This window comes from Streptomyces griseochromogenes (genome assembly GCF_001542625.1).
In the GTDB taxonomy this organism is placed as follows: Bacteria; Actinomycetota; Actinomycetes; order Streptomycetales; family Streptomycetaceae; genus Streptomyces; species Streptomyces griseochromogenes.
The window spans coordinates 5,288,070-5,305,225 of the sequence record NZ_CP016279.1 but is presented as its reverse complement, the minus strand read 5'-3'; the positions used below and the strand labels follow the sequence as shown (position 1 = coordinate 5,305,225).

General features: G+C 70.9%; 15 protein-coding genes. 11 read left to right on the top strand and 4 right to left on the bottom strand.

Annotation, left to right across the window (positions count from 1 at the left end; translation table 11 throughout):
* Window positions 1-119: 119 nt before the first annotated feature.
* From AVL59_RS22640 to AVL59_RS22605, 9 genes are all read left to right on the top strand, one after another.
* Entirely contained in the window at window positions 120-359 is a 240-nt protein-coding gene (locus AVL59_RS22640; RefSeq protein ID WP_067307396.1) for a hypothetical protein, read from the top strand.
* A 954-nt stretch (window positions 360-1,313) separates the two neighbouring features.
* A complete protein-coding gene (locus AVL59_RS22635; protein ID WP_067307393.1) occupies window positions 1,314-1,592 on the top strand; it encodes a hypothetical protein in 279 nt (92 codons plus the stop codon).
* A 144-nt stretch (window positions 1,593-1,736) separates the two neighbouring features.
* Complete coding sequence (locus AVL59_RS52395) at window positions 1,737-1,883, top strand: hypothetical protein (RefSeq protein ID WP_159400014.1); 147 nt, start codon at window positions 1,737-1,739, stop codon at window positions 1,881-1,883.
* Between the two features lie 210 nt (window positions 1,884-2,093).
* Entirely contained in the window at window positions 2,094-3,230 is a 1,137-nt protein-coding gene (locus tag AVL59_RS22630; protein ID WP_237281615.1) for a hypothetical protein, read from the top strand.
* Window positions 3,231-3,370: 140 nt separating this feature from the next.
* Window positions 3,371-4,339 carry a PIN domain-containing protein gene (locus tag AVL59_RS22625; RefSeq protein WP_067307389.1) on the top strand — a complete coding sequence of 323 codons (969 nt, stop codon included), beginning with the start codon at window positions 3,371-3,373 and terminating at the stop codon, window positions 4,337-4,339.
* Window positions 4,336-5,175, top strand: a complete 840-nt coding sequence (locus tag AVL59_RS22620) for an 8-oxoguanine DNA glycosylase OGG fold protein (protein WP_067307387.1) — start codon at window positions 4,336-4,338, stop codon at window positions 5,173-5,175. Before AVL59_RS22625 ends, AVL59_RS22620 begins: the two co-directional genes overlap by 4 nt.
* A gap of 697 nt (window positions 5,176-5,872) precedes the next feature.
* Window positions 5,873-7,585, top strand: a complete 1,713-nt coding sequence (locus AVL59_RS22615; protein ID WP_159400013.1) for a hypothetical protein — start codon at window positions 5,873-5,875, stop codon at window positions 7,583-7,585.
* Window positions 7,586-7,954: 369 nt separating this feature from the next.
* Window positions 7,955-8,863: a hypothetical protein gene (locus AVL59_RS22610; protein WP_067307382.1), complete on the top strand. Its 909-nt coding sequence runs from the start codon at window positions 7,955-7,957 to the stop codon at window positions 8,861-8,863.
* A complete protein-coding gene (locus AVL59_RS22605) occupies window positions 8,860-9,132 on the top strand; it encodes a hypothetical protein (protein WP_159400012.1) in 273 nt (90 codons plus the stop codon). The genes AVL59_RS22610 and AVL59_RS22605 overlap by 4 nt, the downstream gene beginning before the upstream one ends.
* 101 nt (window positions 9,133-9,233) lie before the next feature.
* On the opposite strand, the gene AVL59_RS22600 is transcribed toward AVL59_RS22605, so the two are convergent.
* A complete protein-coding gene (locus tag AVL59_RS22600) occupies window positions 9,234-9,758 on the bottom strand; it encodes a hypothetical protein (RefSeq protein WP_067307377.1) in 525 nt (174 codons plus the stop codon).
* Window positions 9,759-10,073: 315 nt separating this feature from the next.
* Between AVL59_RS22600 and AVL59_RS22595 the strand changes: the two genes are divergently transcribed.
* Both AVL59_RS22595 and AVL59_RS22590 read left to right on the top strand, forming a co-directional pair.
* Entirely contained in the window at window positions 10,074-10,448 is a 375-nt protein-coding gene (locus AVL59_RS22595; protein ID WP_067307374.1) for a hypothetical protein, read from the top strand.
* Between the two features lie 466 nt (window positions 10,449-10,914).
* Window positions 10,915-12,081 carry a competence protein CoiA gene (locus tag AVL59_RS22590; protein ID WP_237281614.1) on the top strand — a complete coding sequence of 389 codons (1,167 nt, stop codon included), beginning with the start codon at window positions 10,915-10,917 and terminating at the stop codon, window positions 12,079-12,081.
* 134 nt (window positions 12,082-12,215) lie between these two features.
* On the opposite strand, the gene AVL59_RS22585 is transcribed toward AVL59_RS22590, so the two are convergent.
* The 3 genes from AVL59_RS22585 to AVL59_RS22570 form a co-directional block, all read right to left on the bottom strand.
* Window positions 12,216-14,294, bottom strand: coding sequence for a hypothetical protein (locus tag AVL59_RS22585; RefSeq protein ID WP_067307369.1), 2,079 nt, complete (start codon window positions 14,292-14,294; stop codon window positions 12,216-12,218).
* Window positions 14,295-14,331: 37 nt separating this feature from the next.
* Window positions 14,332-15,114 (bottom strand): hypothetical protein, encoded by a 783-nt coding sequence (locus tag AVL59_RS22580; RefSeq protein ID WP_067307366.1) that lies wholly within the window; start codon window positions 15,112-15,114, stop codon window positions 14,332-14,334.
* 1,194 nt (window positions 15,115-16,308) lie between these two features.
* Window positions 16,309-17,013, bottom strand: coding sequence for a hypothetical protein (locus AVL59_RS22570; protein ID WP_067307360.1), 705 nt, complete (start codon window positions 17,011-17,013; stop codon window positions 16,309-16,311).
* Between the last annotated feature and the right edge of the window lie 143 nt (window positions 17,014-17,156).

Here is a 17,156-nt window from a genome sequence, read left to right as displayed (position 1 = left end):
TTGGGTAATCAGGGCGGAAATGGGAGATGGTCTGCACGGGGGTGGGCGCCATACGGTCGAAGCACCGGCCAGCAAGGTCGCTCGTCCGCCAACTCCCCCGCCTGTAGGAGAAGTTCGTCATGCTCGCTTCGCCGACGCCGTCCGTGCAGCCCTCCTCCCCGGTCCGTCTTCCGATGTGGCTGCGGCTGGCCCGGCCCGCAGCCTTCCTGCTGGTCATCGTCTTCGCCGGCGTGACGACCTACCAACTGGTGACGGGCCCGTCCCTCACCACGGCGCCCTGGGCGACCATGACCGCCGCGGTCTCCGCGGTCTGGGTGGGTCTGCTCATGTACGGCGCCCATGTAGGCGCCCAGCGCTAAGTCATCGCCGCGACCGAGCGGATGTTGCCCGGGCAGTCGCAGACAGATGGCGCGGGCCCACCCCACCAAGTCGGTGGGCGCCCTTCCGAACCGTCGGTGTCCCGTTGTGGACGTCCCGGGCATCACGCGACCGCAGGCGAGGGGCCTCCCCCTGGGCGTTTGAACACTGCATTGCAGGACGGCCTGGCGGCTGTCCAGCGTCGTGGGGTCCTGTCCGCCGGGCTGGTTGGCTGCGGGGGCGGAGAGGGCGAGCGCGTCCAGCGGGCCGGTCGGCGGCTCGTGCGGGGAGGTGGCGGCCGTCTGCGCCGCGTTGTGGGCGTGCGCCACCTGCTGGGACAGCCACAGGAGCAGGCCCCGGCGTTCGAGCCGGGTGGGGGCGTCCCAGGCGGTCAGAACCCGAGTGGCGGCCTTGAGGGCCGCCACGGGCGGCGGGCGTGCAGCCGGGCCTGACCGGCCCGATCCCCCGTCCCTGCTCGACTGGGAGAGCGGCGGCATCGCCTGGGCGCTGGCCACGGGCACCATGCCCTGCCCGTTGCTGCTCACCCGCCTTGCCGCCCTGTACGGGTATCCGCACACCGAGGGCGTCGACCGGCTCCGGGACGGTGCGCGCCGGACCCTCGCCGTCCTCGCTCTGGCCCAGGACCCCGCCGGTGCATCCACCGGGGAACTGCTGGCGGAACTGGAGGGGTTGTTGGAGTACCTGCTGTCCGTCATCGGCCAGCTGCGCGGTCGCGTCCAGGACGCGCAGCACCGCCTGGTCGACGAGCTGGTCGGGCGCCTGCCCGAGACCGCGCACGTGCCGGCCGTCCGCCCGGCTCCGACGCCCACCGGGCCCTCCACGCCTACGCCCGGGGCGGATACGATGGGCCCGGCACGGCACTCCTCGCGCGGGGCGAGCAGTCCGCCAAGCGTGCTCTCGCCCGCCCCGCCCGGTGACGCCGACCGGGCCGGGCGTTGGGCCGCGGTGCCCGGCTTCCCGGCCGCGCCCCCGGATCTGCACGCCGCTGCCCGCTGCTGCTCCTGTTCCTTCAGCTGCCGGAGGCGTCGGCGGACCTCGGCCGGGTCCACACCCAGCACCTCGCGGCCGAGCTCATCGAACTGCAGCGCCTGCTCCTCGGATGCCTCGGTGAGCTGCCGGAGGAACCGCTGCTCGGCCCCGTCCCCGGCACGGGCCACGCACCCGAACTCCCATCCACCTTCACAGCCCCCGCCGCCGCCGGGCGCTGGAGGTAGTGATCGGGGTCTGGCGGGACGAAGCAGAGATCCGGGGCCGCCGCGCCCCCGACCGCCTTCACGCCAGGGCGGCGACGACGGCCGCCAGTACCTTCCTCCTGGCCTCGTTCACGGTGAACGTCAGGCCCTCACCGGCCGCGGCCAATGAGAGACGATCTGTGGCGGCTGCCGCATGACAGCAGCCCGGACCGCTGGGCGGACGAGCAGGCCGTCCGCGACCAGCTCGCGTACTACAAGCTCACCGGAGACCGGTTCTTCACCACCTACTCCGAACCCGTGCGTACCTCCTGAACCACATACGGCGCCGCGATCCGGTCAGGCGTGTCACCCCTGCCGCACCCGCCGTCGCACGGCCCGCACTAGCGCGGGTCGACGGCGGGTGCGGCGCCTCGGATCGCGGCCCGGAGGCTACGGACAGGGCCGGAGCTTGTCAGGGGCATCTGGTGACCTGGCAGGTTCAGGGCCGAGGATGCTCTCTACGGATCGCAGGGGGTGGGGGGCGTGGACATCGAGGCGTTCTTCAGCAGCGGGGACGGCTGGGCCAGTCCGTGGGTGCTCGACGTCGGGCTGGTCGAGTCGCTGCGGTTCGGCCCTCCGGCCGGTCACACCGAGCTGGACGTGGCGATCGCGCTGACCCGGCTGCTGCACTACGACTTCGTCTCCCACGGGACCGACGGCAAGGGCAGGCACCTGGACGACGACAACGTTTCGATCGTCATCAAAGCGCACCGCGCCGTCTTGGAGCGCCTCGCGCTCGAGCCGCCGGTCTGGCCGTTTCGGACGTTCGACGGGCCGCGCGGGTTCGGCACCTACTGGCGCGACAACGGCATGCGTAACAGCTGGCAGGCCCGCCGGGACTGCATCGAGCAGATCCTCGGCCCCACCAGGGATGCGCTGGAGGAGCTGCAGGAGCTGGAGTACGAACGCCGGTTCACCAAGGGACCGTCCGGCAGCTTCAAGAACCTGATCTTCGCCGCCGCCGGGGCGAAGCCGCAGATCGTGCTGCGCGACGCGGTGAACAACGACGTCGAGATCGTCCGCCACGCCGACACCTGCCTGGTGTTCACTGACCCCCTGCCGCCGCACGGGTTGACCTGGCGGCAGACGGTCGCCTGGTGGAGGAAGAGCCACCAGCCGGACGCCGACGAGAAGACTGCCGCCGACGCCTTGTACCGGCGTCTGTATCGGTCGCTGGACTCCCCGCCCGAGCAGCTGGTGATGCGGACGTACTGCGCCCGCTACGCCGAGGAACGCGGCTTCGACCTGCCCGCGCTGATCCCCCAGGTGTACCTCCACTACGACCCCTACTCGCGCAGGAGCGGCAAGCAGTCGGGAGCGCTGTACCGGCAACGGATGGACTTCCTGCTCCTGGCGCCGGACCGCTCCCGCATCGTCATCGAGGTCGACGGCGTGCAGCACTACGGAATTCCAAACCCGCCCGACGAGAAAGGCCGGGTCACTCATACCGCCGTGCCGCGGCTGTATGCGGAGATGGTCGCCGAGGACCGGCGGCTGCGGCTGGCCGGATACGAGATCTACCGGTTCGGCGGCTGGGAACTCACCGCGCCCGGCGGGAAGCAGCTCCTGGAGGACTTCTTCACCGAACTCCTGGCTCGACATGAGAAGCCGACGCTGTAACCAGGGGTCAGGGCGCGGCGCCCCGCCCAGGAGGCAGGCCGCCGCGCGGGGGAAGCGGAACTCGCACCGGGCGTAATCAACGCTGGCAGGATGAGCCTGACGGGGCGCACCGAGCCCCGTCGGGGGGAGAGAACTAGGGCATGCTGAGAGCCGGAACGACCTGCACCGAGGCGATCAATTTCCTGGAAAACGATCTCGTGGCCGGGAGCCTCAACGACGTCTCCATCCGGATCCCTCCCAGGATGAGGACCGGTGCGGACGCCGAGGCTGAGATGCGGGCCGTGCGCAAGCGGTACGACGAGTGGACCTGGAAGGCCGCCGAGGAGCTCAACCGGCGGTTCAGCGACCGGGAGATCGCGGGGCAGCTCCGCGCGGGCCGTTACCGGGCGATACTTACCGCACCGTTGGACGAGGCCCGGCTGATGATGTACGTGGAGCTCGCCGAGCTCCAGGACTACTTCAGATCCGTGGCGAACCGGGTGCGTGCCATGCAGGAGCGGTACGGGCGCGCCGGTGCCGTCCGGTACGCGGTGCTGGACACGAACACGACACTGCACTTCACGCGGTTCGACAAGGTCTCCTGGCAGAAGGTGTTCGGGAAGGGCACCGCGGTCATGGTGCCGCACGTCGTGGTCGACGAGATCGACACCAAGAGCTACCAGACCGGGGACAGGAAGATCTCCAGGCGGGCGCGTGGCGTGTTCCGGCTGCTGGAGTCGGTGCTGGAAGCTGGGCCCGAGAAAGCGGCCGCGGACGACGGGACCCCCGTATTCATCGCGGCCGATGAGCCCGGTCATGCCCGTCTTCCCGTGCCGGACGACGAGTTGGTGGCTGCGGCGCTGCGTCTGCATCAGGCTGTCGCTCCCGCGGAGGTGGTCGTCATCAGCCGGGACATCGGTGTTCGGACCCGTGCCGGCACCTGGGGGCTTCCGGCACGGCCCTTGCCCGACATGTACTTGATCGAGGGCGGCGAGCTGCGCCGGCAGGAACTGGAGCAGGCAGCGGCCGAGCTCGTGCCGGGCGGGGGCCTATCGCAGCAGTCCGCGCCGAAGGAATCCGCCGCATCCTCCCCGGGCCCGGCGGAACGTCAGGCGGGGGGCGGCTCGTGAACGAAGAAGACGGACAGGACGGGCAGGGCCGCCAGGACCGCGCGGACGCGGTGGACCGCGAGATGGCTGCACGTCTGCTGCCCGATGCCGTGGTGCGGGCGCTGGGCCGCTGGTGGGAGGTGAACGCGTCCGCTTACGTGGACGGGACGCCCGGCGCGCACACGGTCCGCTACACGCCCGGCCGGTGGGCGCAGATCACTCCGTGGCCGCCCACGCTGGCGCCCACCTGCGCAGGCGGTGATGCGGCAGTCAGCCGGGCCGAGGTGGCTGCGGCCGTCGCCGACGCGCTGCAGCGGAAGGCGTTCAGGGAGGCGCTGATCGCAACGTATGTGTGGGGCAAGGGAAAGCGCGGCACTCCCGGCGGCAGCGGACCGGCCACCCTGCACAGAATCCTCGCCTTCGACGGCCTCGACGCGGTACTGGCCGCCGCGGTCACCGCACTGCGCGAGCACGGTGCACCCCAGGCGTACGCCGCGCTCCGCCGGAAGGTTCCCGGGCTCGGGCCGTCCTTCTCCACCAAGTTCCTCTACTTCACCGGGATCGTCGTACCGCCCGCCCACGGCCCGCGGCCGCTCATCCTCGACCGCGTACTGGCCAGACGCCTGCGGCAGATCGCCGCAGCCGTCGGCCGCAAAAGCGGCCACGACGTGGACGGCTCGGTCGCCGCCTGGGTGTGGTCGGACAGCAACTGGACGCCCCACCGCTACGGGGTCTACCTCTCCTTCATGCACGCCGCCACCGGACAGCTGGCCACAGGCGACATCTGGCCGTCCGGCGCGGCCCCTGACCTCCTCGAATGCGCGCTGTTCACCACCGCCTGGGAGGCATCGGGTTAGCGGTGCCCGCCGGCACTGCTCTGTCCGTTTCAGGATCCGGCGTGGGTAAGCCGGGTTCAGTGAGAGGTTCGAGCCACCGCCTATGACAGCATGCCGCCCAGGACCGGCCCTGCTCACACCTCATACCCATGGCGTACATATCGCGTACCGACTGCGTGCGGACGGTGCGCCCTCTTCCGGACAAGACGTGCGCGAGGGCAGGTTGCAGCTGTTGCGGTTCGGGTACTCCTGGGCAATCGGGTCGGCGATGAGGGGACAGTCGCGCCAGCAGGGTTCCGGGTCGGCTCGGGTATCGACGCGGAACCCGCCTGCTCATCATCCGCTGGATTGGCCGCACGAAGGCATCACACGCCGATCGTCGTCCATCGGGGAAGGCGGCGGCGCGGACAGCAGGGTGGCCCGGGGAGTTCCCTCGCCGAGTACCGGCAGATCTGCGCGAAGATCACTCACCAGAGGGGCCTCTGGCGGGCCGCCGTGCTCAACGGGCTTGACAAGGCCCGTGCCTCCCAGGGCCCGGCCCCGGGTATGCCGTGAGCCGAACCGGCCTACCCAGCCGGAGCGCCGGTACAGACCCGCGCGCCATGTCATAGCCGTCCGTGCCGGGGAGGGTGACCCCGTTGGGCAACCGAGCACGCCGGTCGGGCGCCTGTGTCACAGTGAGCGACGAGAGCGAATAGGCGACCAGGGGCGGGCTGTCGTGCGGCGTGACCGAGGGCTTCCGGTGCTGCGGGAGAAGGAACTTTTGGCGGCCGGGGTGGACGTCGGGCCGCTGCGGCGGATCACCGTGGTCCTGGGGCGTGCGGGCGGCGGGAAGTGGCACGTTCCTGCCAAGGCGGCGGGGTGGCGGAGCCATTGCCGCTACGCGCAGCACCTGACGGGCAGCCCGCTCGCGCTGCTGGACGTCTGTGAGCAGGTGTGCCGCCACTGTGCCCCTGGGGTGCGGGTGGAGCCGGGCGAGGAGGCACTGTGGCGGGCAGCGGCCGACGTTGTGGCGGCTGACGGGCGAGTGCGCAGGCTGGAGGAGCAGGAGGCGGGCCCGCGGTCCTGGGAGGGTTATGCGCGGGTGCTGTGGGAAGCGGCACGGCACCGCGATGCGGAGGTTCGCCGCGGGCTCGAGTCATGGACGGCTGATCCCTCGGTCGGTGCGGGCGCGCGGCAGATGCTTAAGGCGTGGTCGGGGGTGCTGGAGCGGTCGGAGACGGTACTGGCCGGCTGGCGGGCGGCAGCGCCTGCGGCGCGCGAGGTGACGTCGGTCAGCGGGGCGTGTGATGCGGTGGCCGCCGACGGGAACGTGCAGCGCACGGGCCAGGAGTTGGCGGCCGCGGTGCTGCAGTCCCGGTGGGCGCAGCCGTTCGACGTGTGGGCGGCCGTCCGGCGGGCGTGGAGCGGCGTCCGGGACCAGGGCGGCGAGGCGACTGCGGCACGTGCGGCCGCCATGCTGGCGGTGGAAGCCGTCTGGGGCGGGGCGCGGGTGCGTGACGTGACGGCGCTGCCGGGGCCGGCCCTCGTGGCGGGTACAGGGTTTGCTTCTCCCGCGCAGTGGGCGGATGCGGAGTTCCAGCACCGGTGGCAGCAGTACGTGTTGGACTGCTGCGACAGGCTGGAGGAGGCGCTGGGGGCGGCCCCGGGTGACGGCGGCGACGGGCGGCAGCTGGTGCTGGTGAGCGGCTGGCCGCTGACCAGCAAGCGGGATGCGGAACTCGCCTACCTCGCGCAGTACGAGCAGCACGGGCCAACCGTCCCGTTCGGTGGCCGCCGTACCAGCTATGGCGTCGAACCCGACCACGCTGTCGTGCTTGCCGTCCCCCGCTTCGCCGCCCGGCACGCCGCCGACCACACCCGCGACGACCGGCTACGGGTCGTCCTCGGACCGGAGCTTGTCGCGGCCGCCGCCGAGCCGGACGAGCGGGACGTGCTGGCGCTGCTGCGCGGCGCCTACCCCTATCTGCCGGCGGACGCTGAAGGCGACGGGCCGGGCGCCAGGCCCACGGCCATGGTGACGACGGCCCGGGCGGTGCGGCGCGCAGCCCAGCTCGGGCGGCGGGCCGCCTACAGCGGGCCCGACTCGATGGAGGTCTACAACGACCTGGTCGTCGGCAAGTACAGCTGGGTCCCCGACGACGAGCATCCCGGCCCCGCAGCCGCCGAGATGGAGAACCTGCCCGTCCACTGGCTCAAGGACTGGATGCTGTGCCTGGACGTCGAGTGCGGGATGCGTGCTGAGACCGTGCTGCACCGGCTGTACGGCACGGTGACCTCCTACGAGCCCGGCACGGGCCGGGTGGGGTTCTCCCCCGCGGGCGGCCACCCGGCCATCTTGGTACCCGTCCACCGGATCGTCGCGCTCACCGGTGACCGGCAGCGGCGCAGCGACGGGCAGGTGCCCGCCCACGAGCCGTACGAAGAGTAGAAGGCCGTCCGCCTCGGCCCCGGGGGCGGCAGGGTTGGGGAGGTTCCAGGCGACATTCGTGTCCGTCAGATGTTGAACCGGCCGACTGCTTGGACGAGCACAGGGCCGACAAGATCTCGTGCCGGATGGCCGGCCGGTCCTGCCGTTGTGGCCCTATCGACGCTCCGTACCGGCGCCGGTCGGTTCTTACGAATCGAAGGGCGGCCGACTCCCACGAGTTCCGAGGCCTCGGATTGCTGTGATGTGGATCACAAGAAGATTCAGGGGATGCGTTGTCGGATCGTGCCCGTGCCGGGACCGAGAGGAGAAGGATTTTCCCCGACAAGGAGACGCCCATGGTCACCGAAGACCCGAACGCCCAGTCACGCCATGGTCGAGGATGACGACTCTGTCCACACCGACTTGGCGGAGCGGATCAGCCAGTTCAACTGGGACTCACGTACCGGCGCGGCGGTCATGGCCTTGTTCCCGGCCCACTGGAGCGAGAACACCGGCGATACCGTGACCCTCCGGGAGGACGGAAGCGTCGCTCTCGACGTGGACGGCACGTTCGGACTGCCGGAGCCGTTCGACCGCGTCGCCCCTCCCATGATGATCTCCACCACCACCGGCATGGCGGTGCTCAAAACCGGCCACCCGGCCAACCGGACCATCGAGTCCGGGTTCCGGGCTCTGAACATCCCGGTCCCGGAGGTGATCCAGGCGCTGAGCGCCCGCGAGGCCGCGCTCGTCGGCGACGGACCCACGATTCACTCCTTCACGTCGGAGGTGCTGGGGAGGTGGAGCGGGTGGAATGAGCCGGTCTCCACCGCCTTGCTCGGCGACTGGGCGGACCCTCTCTACGACCAAGGTCACCTGACCCCTGAGTCCTTGGACAAGCTGAAGTCAGAGGCCAGTGTCATCCACCGGCAACTCACCCCGGTCTGGCGCCGCAAGGTCAACCAGTCGCGGCTGCTGCTGCTCGACACCCCGCTCGGCGACGGGCTGACCCTGTACGACCTGGTCTGCGGACAAGCTGCCGTCGACCCCGGCCTCGAGACCGGCTTCGAGAACTCGCGCCTGATCGAGATTCTGAAGGCCCTCTCCCCGGCCGAGCGAGCGGTGACTCTCGCTCTCGGCGCCCGTGGGGTCACCACCTGGGCCGAAGCGGCCATGGCCGCTGGTGCTGCGGAGCCGGACAGGCAGGCCGAGAAGGTTCGCCGGAAGGTGAAGCGGCTTGCTGGGCGCATCACCGGCAGCTCTCCCGCGACCGAGCCGGATACGGTGAGCGGCCGATGAGCGCCCCCGCCCCTGTCGCAGCACGCCCGGCCCGGCGCCGGGAGGTGGTGTTGCGGATCGCCCTGCCGGGAATTCCGGCCTGCACCGCGGTACTCGGCACCGGCAGCGTCGGCGCGGCCCTGGTCCACGGCACCATCGCGTCCCCGCTCGTGTGGCCGCTCGTGGTCCTCGCCCTCGGCGCGATGGCGTATGACGTCGGGCTCCGTGCCCTCGCCGCGTCGGCCGACCGCGCTGCCGGGCGGCAGCGCGTTCCTTCTCGGCCTGAGTGAGTCCGGCCCGCGCCGCGCCTGCCACGCCCGGGCCCGGCGCTCGCGACGCGTTCCTCGAGCCCGCGGAGAACATCGCGCTCAGCATCGAGCTGGCGCGGTCGTCAGCCGCCGTCGCGAGCAATCCGCCGGCCGATGCCGGTCCAGACCGGCTCGGCCGCTTCCTCGGGCACGGCGCCGGTGAGGCCGTCGAGGTGCTCGACGGCCTCACCGGTGATGTAGCGGTCGGGGTCGGGGGATTGCAGGTAGCGGCGCAGCAGGTCGGCGTCGAGGTCCTGGCGCTGGAGGTAGGCGGCGAGGGTGCCGACCAGGAGGTGGTTGTGGGCGAGGGCGTCGGTCAGGGCGTACAGGACCAGGCGCTGCCACTGCTTCATGCTGTCGCCGTGCAGGGTCTTCAGGTGCTGGGCGCGGGCGAGGTAGGCGTTGATGTGACGGCAGTGGTAGGTGACCAGCGCCAGCAACTCGGGCGGTACGCCCTCATCGGCCGGGAGCGGAGCGGGCGCCACGGTGCAGGAACCGGGCGCGGGCGGCAGGGCGTCGCGGACTTCCTGCAGGCCCGCGGTTTGCTGCGGGCCACGGGGGATCTCGCTGCGCCGCTGGGGGCGCCTTCGCGGGTGGGGTGAGGTCATGGCGGTGCCGTCTTCCGGCCGACCCCACGATCCGGCGCCTGTCGGGCGGCCGGGGCCGCACGGCGGGGCGCTGTGAGTGACGCGGCGCGTCTGGGACCTACCAGTCCGGGTCAGTCGTGGGCTGACGCGGCACTCGGCCGGGCACCGTCACAGCGCGACAGGAAAGGGGCGGCACCGCCCCGACAACGACGAACGTCCTCCCCACGTCACGGCCGATTTCCCGGGGGGAAGAAGTCGTACCGGGCGGCCCGGCGCCGCCCATCGTTGACCTGGGGAGGCCGCCCGCCCGGGGGCCGACGAGACGAGGGTAATCCGATGACGGAAGCAGTTCTCCCGGAGGTACGGGCCGCGCAGCGGCGGATCGTGAGCACGGTGAGGGTGTCCGGCGTGCTGAACAACGACGGGCTCGCGCTGTGGCGGGAGACCAGGTGCGGCGAGTGGAAGGCCACGGCCGCTGAGATCGGCCAGGACCTTCAGCTACTCGAAGTGCCCTACACGATCGTGACGGCATTCCGCTTCCCGCTCGCCAGTTCCTACAACAAGGCCATGCGGCAGGGCGATGAGGTCCGTATCGTCCGCAACGATCTCACCCACCTGGTGCGGTGGATGCCCTCGTTGAAGGAGTCCATCGGCGACATCCCCGAGGACTGCCCCGGCTGGGCCTTCCCGTGTTCCAGCCCGGCGCCGTAGGCATGGCGATCTGCAACCTCGCCCTGTCGGCGGACTGGCCCGCATGGTCGAAGAAGCAGGCCCGCGCGGCTGGCCTGGTCTGCGCCGAGTGCGACTTCGACCTACGCGAGTCCAAAGACACCTCTCGGCTACCGCACGACATCCGGCTGCCGGAGAAGCCCAGGAAGCGGCGGCTGGTGTGCGGGCAGTGCTGCGACTACGGGCCTGGGCGAGCTGGAGCGCCTGGCCGCACTCGCCGGGAAGCCGTCGTGACCACCCGCCAGCCCGCAGGCGCGTCACTCAACAGCGCACCCGGACAAACGAGCAGACGAGGGTGTATCGCCATTGCAGCACAGGGGATGCTGTCCTTGTCGGGGCACACGATGGGGAGCCGATGGGGTACACCGCCCTGCACGCGGGCTGGGGCCGGCTGGATGCGTCGCTTGACGATCTGGGGTGCGGCCGGTCCTGGGCAGACATTCACCGCGTGAAAGGTCTGGAGCTGGCGTGTCCGGAGTGCCGGGGAAAGGTATTCGCGCGCGTCTCCCCGCACCGTGCCCGGCACTTCTACCACCAGGTGCGGCCCCGCGACTGCGCGCTGGCGAACGAGTCGCCGGAGCATCATCTGCTGAAGCTCGAGCTGGCCACCGCCGCCCGGGCAGCGGGCTTCAGGGCTGAGCTGGAGGTCGGCAACGAGGCCCGGACCTGGCGTGCCGACGTGCTGGTCTTCGACCGGCGGGACCGGCCGTTCATGGCACTGGAGGCGCAGCTTTCGCCCATGACGCCGCAGGAGGCGCAGGGGCGGACGGACCGCTACGCGGCGGACGGTGTGGCGGTGTGCTGGATTGCGGTGGAGAAGCGGCCGTGGGAGCGCGGTGTGCCCTCCCTGCGGGTGGCGCCCCCCAGGAGCCGCGGGGACGCGTGGACGGTGCGTCACGGGATGGCGCGCTACACCTGGGCGGCGCCGCACACGTTGAAGACAAAGGCGGCGTGGACCCACGTCTCCTGCTCCCTCGTCGATGCGATCCGGTGGATTCTTCAGGAGCGGGTGCATGCCCATGCCGGCCCGGACGCCACGGTGTGGTGGACCGCCCGCTCCTACGTCCAACTGGCCGTCGTCCGGGCCCGGCTGGAGGCCGACGCCGAAGCAGTCCTGCAGGCGGCCGCCGCCGAGCAACGCCGTCAGGCCGCGGACATGCGGGCCGCTTCCGCGGAACGGCGCAGACGGGCCGCCGAGGACCGCCGGCAGGCCGCTGAGGAACAGGCGCGGGAAGAGCGGGCGGAGCAGGAGCGGCTGTCCGCCTTCTTCGAGCACGCGGGCATGGACGCCGCACTGTGGCCCGCGTTCATGCACATGGTCCGCTCCACCTCCGGCAAGGCCGTCGAGTGCGGCGCCCAGAGCCCCGCCCACGGCAACGGGCTGCTCCTCTACAGCCGGCCGTGCAAGGACAGCGCGTTCCAGCTGGCCGGTGTGGTGTGCCCCGACCCCTCAGCGCTCGCCCGGTGGCCTGCGGACCTGACCATCCTGGTGCCCGGCCGAGCCTGGCTCTCGAGGATCGAGGAAGCCGCCCGGAGCCCGCTGAAGGTCGCTGTCTTGAACCCGGTCACCAAGCGCTGCGCTTACGAGCGCGTCGGCCCCGGACTGCGACGCTGACAACGAGCGCGTCCCGTGTTCAGGCGTCCTGGGCTGGTTCTCCCCCGGTGGCGTTGCCCACGAGGGCGTCGCGCTGACGGCCGAGCGGTCGTCCGGTTCGAGGCTGGTGGCCGTGTGCTGGTGGATACCGCGGCTTACTTGCGGGAGTAGGCGGAGGGTGTGGTGCGGTTGCCGGCGACGATGCCGACGACGACTGCCCGGTCTGTTGTGGCCCCCCGGGGCCGGTGGGCGGTGGTCCAGGCGACTTCATCGACGCGCAGATTGCCTTGAGTGTCGTTCTTCGGGGTGAGGTCCAGCACGAGGAGCTGTCCGAAGGGGGCGTTGGTGATGCTGTACTCGGCGGCCTGGGTGAGGTAGCGCCTTTCGAGGTACTGGGGATCGTTGTCGGTGGCGTCCTGTTTGATCTCGGTGAGGTAGCGCAGGGCTCCGAAGTGCGCCATGACATCGGCGCGGCCCATGCCCACGTCGACGGGTTCGACGAGGACGACGTTGTGCAGGGGGCCTTTTTGGAGCCACTGATGGAAGTCGCGCTGCAGGTCGGCCTCGACGGGCTTGCGGTCTCCCTCGGGTTTGCGCCGGTAGTCGAAAAGGGGTGGTTCGCCCTTCTTGGTGGAGCCGAGGAGGTTGGTGCGGGTGATGTCGGAACGGCTCTTGAGAAAGAGGAGGGTTTGCTCGACTAGCACGGAGAAGGTCTGGCGGACTTCCCCGGTGAACGAGGGATGGGCGGACAACTCGGCCATGAGCTGGTCGAGTTTGGGCACGATGAGCGGATCGGTGGCTTTGAGGCGGGCGACGTCGCTGTCGTGGGCGAAGCCTTCCAGTACGCGGAGCTGCTGGTCGTCGAGTGTGCTGGCGATGCCCAGGGCCTGGTCTTTGAGCTGGAGGAGCAGGGTCGGTGCCAGGCGTTGCAAGCGGGCGAGCACTGCTCCGCCGGGGTCGTCGTCATCGCTGCCGTCGTCGGCGGCGTTGGAGGAGCTGGCGGAGCTCATCTCACGCTGGGCCGCGGTCTCGATCGCGGTGAGCAGGGTGTGGGCGGTGGCGGCGTCGAAGTCGCGGGCGGCGTGCTGGGCTGTTTCCTGGGCGGCGCGGCGCAGTTGTGCCAGGAAGGCCTGCTGGCGCAGGAAGCCGTCTTCGATCGCGGGCTGGACCAGCAGGGCCAGGCCTTGGCCGGTGTCGCCTGCCAGGGGGCGGACGGTGCGGGCGGCGCTGTAGGCGGCGAGGACGGTGTCGAGGGCTTGCCAGGCGTCCATCCATGCGTCGTCTTGGAGGGTGGTGGCTGCGGCGCGTAGTTGGAGGACGAGGTGGTGCCAGGCGATTTCTGCTGAGCGGCGCGGTTGGAGCCATTCGGGCTGGTGGGTGCGGTGGATCCAGGCCTGGCGCTGGTCCAGGGTGTCGGCGATCTGGTCGGCGGCGTGGTTGATGGCTGCTGCGTCTGCCCGGCCGAAGGCGAGGATGGCGTCGCAGACCGCTGCGTAGGTGAGGGCGTCGTGGCGGGCTTCTTCGGCCTGGGCGGCGGTTTCGAACTGGTGGCGGGCCTGGACGAGGTGGGTGGTGACGGTGCCGATGTCCTGGGAGGACAGGGCGCGGCGCAGCAGGTCGCAGCCGAGTTCGAACATCGCGTCCACGTCGGTGGCTTCGTCGTGGGTGAGTTGCTGCAGCAGGGTGCGGACCGTGTCGGCGAGGGTGTCCTCGCCGGCCCAGCGGTCGAGAGTGAGGCCGAGGAGGCGGGGCAGGCGTTCGAGGAAGTCTTCGGGGCCGTCGGTCGGCACGTCCTCGAGCGCCTGCCACAGTTTGAAGGGGGTGACCGCTTCGGCGACCGCCAGGCGTACGGCGCCTTCGAGGCGGGCGGCGGCCAGGAGGGGTGCGGCCTCGATGCGGTCGGGCAGTCCGTCCAGCAGGGCTGCGGTCAGGGGCTTGCCCAGTGCCTTTGCGGCTGCGGGGCTGTGGAGGAGGGCGTCCATGGATGCGGTCAGGTGCAGGACGCTGTGCTGTGCGGCGAGTCCTTCAGGGAGTGCGGTGGCTGCGGGCTGCCATTGGGCGTCGCTGCGGTTGTATGCGTCGGCGACGGCTTCGGCGAGGTAGGGGGCGAAGGGGCCGGCGGCCACGTCGCCGGCCTGGCTGGCGACGGTGTCGGGGGCGAGGCCGAGGGCAGGGAAGGTGATGGGCTGGCCGTCTGCGGCCAGTTCGGTCAGCCGGTCGGCGAGTTGCGGCACGGCAGCCGTCCTTTCCTGCGTGCTCTCGGGTGCGGCATCACCATAGGGAAGCGCCGGGCTCGGCCTGCCGGATGCTGTCGGCGGGCAGGGCTGCGCGGGCCAGGTCGAAGTCCGCGGTGGTGATGACCACCTGCAGGTCGCTCTCGGCTGCGACGGTGGCCAGTTCCTTGAAGAGCTTATGGGCGTCGGCGGACTGCATCTCCTCGGACTTGGGGCTGTCGATCAGCAGCAGGCCGGGGTGGGTGGATACGCCGTTTGCCCGACCGACCCTGAGCAGGGCGATGGCGACCGCGATGCGCAGCCGCAGGCGTGCGCCGGCGGTCTGGTCCTTGAACCATTCCTGCTTGCTGCCGAGGGGGAAGATTTTCAGGCGGGCGCCGCGGTCGATCGACACCGACTTGAGGGAGGGAACCCCGAACAGGGTCGCCAGCTCGGCGGTCTCCTCGTTGACCTCTTTGAACAGTGCCTCGGCGGCCGTCTTGCTGTCCTTTTCCAGCAGGTCGGCGGCGGCAGCCAGGACCTTGATGGCCTTGGCCTCGGTTTCGTCCAGGGCCGGTTCCTCGGGCTCGCGGAACACGCTGAGTGCGCCTTCCAGTCGCAGCACGTTCTCCTGTGCGGCCAGGCGAGCGGGCAGGTCGGCGGCGGACTGAGCGCGCCGCAACTGCTCCTGCGCGCGTTCCAGTTGGCGTGTCAGGCCATCGACGGTGGCCTCGGCCTGTTCCAGAGCCTGTTTGGCTGCCGCTTCGGCGGCGGTACTCGTCTCCAGCCTCTGCTGTGCCTCGGCCTTGATTTCCTGCGGTTCTTCGTCGTCTCCGGTCACCTCGCGCGCACACCGCGCAGGTGTGGGCGTGCCGCTCCTGCTGGCGGCGTGTGTCGTCGATCTGCTGGTCGCAGCGGGGGCAGCTGGTGGGGTTCAGGCCGTGGAAGAGCAGACGGGCGGTGGCACTTTCGGTGACGTCGTTGAGGAGCTTGGCGGCCTGCTGGCGTTCGGTGCGCGCCCGGCGGAAGACGCGCACGGCTTCGTCCCACGCGTCCTGCGCGTCGGCCAGCGCCCGGGCGAGCTGGACCGCGTCGCGGGCCAGGTCGGTCAGGGAGGCGTCCTCGCCGTCCCCGGGCAGCAGGCGTGCCAGTGCCTCGCGGGCCTGGGCGAGATCGGTTTCGAGGCGTTCGCGTTCGGATGCGCGTTCCGCTGCTTCGGCGGCCGCCACCGCGCGGCGTGCCTTGTCCTCGGCGAGGCGCACGTCGTGCACGGTCTTGACGCGGGTGAGGGCGGCGGCCGCGGGCAGGTCCAGGAAGACCTGCAGCAGACGGCCCGGCAGTCCGTTGGAGGTGACCTCGCCCAGCAGTGCCTTGTCGCCGCCGGCCGGCAGGTAGACCGCCCCGAAGTAGGCGGGCCACCCGTGGGTCTGGGTGCTGGTCTCCTTGAAGCTGTTGACCAGGGGCTGCAGATCCATCCGCCCCAGCATCAGGCCGGCGATCTGCTCCGCGTAGCTGTCGGTGCTGGAGGCTCGCAGCAGGACGGTGATGCCCCGGTCCGGGGCGGGGCCGCGTACGTCGGCCAGGGCGGCCGAGTCGGGGCCGGTCAGGACGGCGGCCGCGGTGATCTCCCCGTCGGTGAGGTCCAGGCGGAACGCCATGGGCTCCCCCGCGACGGTCGCGTCCAGGTCGACGTGGTGCAGCCAGCTGCGGACACGGCTTTGCATCTCACTGCGCGGCGTGCCGCGCAGGCACCACGTCAGCAGTTCCAGCACCGACGTCTTGCCCCGGAAGTTCGAGGCGACCAGCGCTGTCAGACCTGCGGAGAAGGACAGGGTCTTGTCGAACGGGCCCGGCTCGACGTCGCCGGTGCGTTCCCCGGCCACCCGCAGCCGGTGCACCCGCAGCGACCGCGGACGTGCCGGAGAGATGACCAGCGGCAGCCCGTAAGCGGCGAACACGTCACGGACATCGTCGACCTTCACACCCGCCTTGTCCGCAATACGCGTCTCCAGCAGTGCCTCTTCCTGCACCGTGCTCATGCTCCCCCCGCTCCCTGTGCCTGCAGCTGCTGCCGGAATGCCGCCAGCCGGCGGCGCGCCTGCTCACTGATCGACCCGATCCGGCTCCCCCGCGGCGTGTCGGCGTACTCGCGCGTCAGGTACTGCTGCTTCTTCAGCTCGCTGCCGCTCTTCTCCCCCGCGAGCCGCAGGACGTCCTCGACGCGCTGCACGTAGTAGCCGAAATCCGGTTCCTGGCGGATGATCTCCCGGGCGACGTGACGGCCGTGCTCCAGCAGGAAGTAGTCGTGCTGGCGCACCCGGTTGACCGTTCCCCGCCGCTTGCGCACCAGCAGCCCGGCGCTGCGCAGCACCGCCAGGGCGTCGTCCAGCCACTCGTAGGCGCCGAAGTGGTGGCGCAGCATCGGATAGCGCCGCACCTCCGGCTCCTCGGAGTCCAGGATGCGGCCGGCGAGGTCCAGCAGTGCTTCCTCGGGCTCGGTCTCGTAGGCAGTCAGCAGCTCGTTGGCCAGGTAGTCCGGATTGCGCAGCCAGAAGTCCAGCTTCTGCAGCTTGACCTGCGTCCTCATTACGCCCACTGCCTGCTCCAGGCCGGGCAGGGCCTTCTCCGCCTCGGTGAGCGGCTCGCACGCCCCGTCAATCAACAGCAGCAGGCGCACCGCGTCCTGCTCCCGGCTGGTCACCGCACCCCCTGGCCCCTGCTCCGCCCCCTCGTGATCCATCACGCCAGAGTAACCATCCGCATACGAACCTGACCATGGAGTGACGAAATGAGTATGGGAGCACGGCCGCCGAGGTTGAACGGCGGGCGCGGCGTGGTCCTCCAGGCGCACGCAGCATACGGACCCGGCTCCGCCCCCCTGTG

Bases quoted from the DNA above. Each gene is read 5' to 3' on its own strand.
- AVL59_RS22600 (WP_067307377.1), bottom strand. From the start codon at position 9,758: ATGACCTCACCCCACCCGCGAAGGCGCCCCCAGCGGCGCAGCGAGATC.
- AVL59_RS22570 (WP_067307360.1), bottom strand. From the start codon at position 17,013: ATGGATCACGAGGGGGCGGAGCAGGGGCCAGGGGGTGCGGTGACCAGC.
- AVL59_RS22640 (WP_067307396.1), top strand. From the start codon at position 120: ATGCTCGCTTCGCCGACGCCGTCCGTGCAGCCCTCCTCCCCGGTCCGT.
- AVL59_RS22595 (WP_067307374.1), top strand. From the start codon at position 10,074: ATGACGGAAGCAGTTCTCCCGGAGGTACGGGCCGCGCAGCGGCGGATC.
- AVL59_RS52395 (WP_159400014.1), top strand. From the start codon at position 1,737: ATGAGAGACGATCTGTGGCGGCTGCCGCATGACAGCAGCCCGGACCGC.
- AVL59_RS22605 (WP_159400012.1), top strand. From the start codon at position 8,860: ATGAGCGCCCCCGCCCCTGTCGCAGCACGCCCGGCCCGGCGCCGGGAG.
- AVL59_RS22625 (WP_067307389.1), top strand. From the start codon at position 3,371: ATGCTGAGAGCCGGAACGACCTGCACCGAGGCGATCAATTTCCTGGAA.
- AVL59_RS22610 (WP_067307382.1), top strand. From the start codon at position 7,955: ATGGTCGAGGATGACGACTCTGTCCACACCGACTTGGCGGAGCGGATC.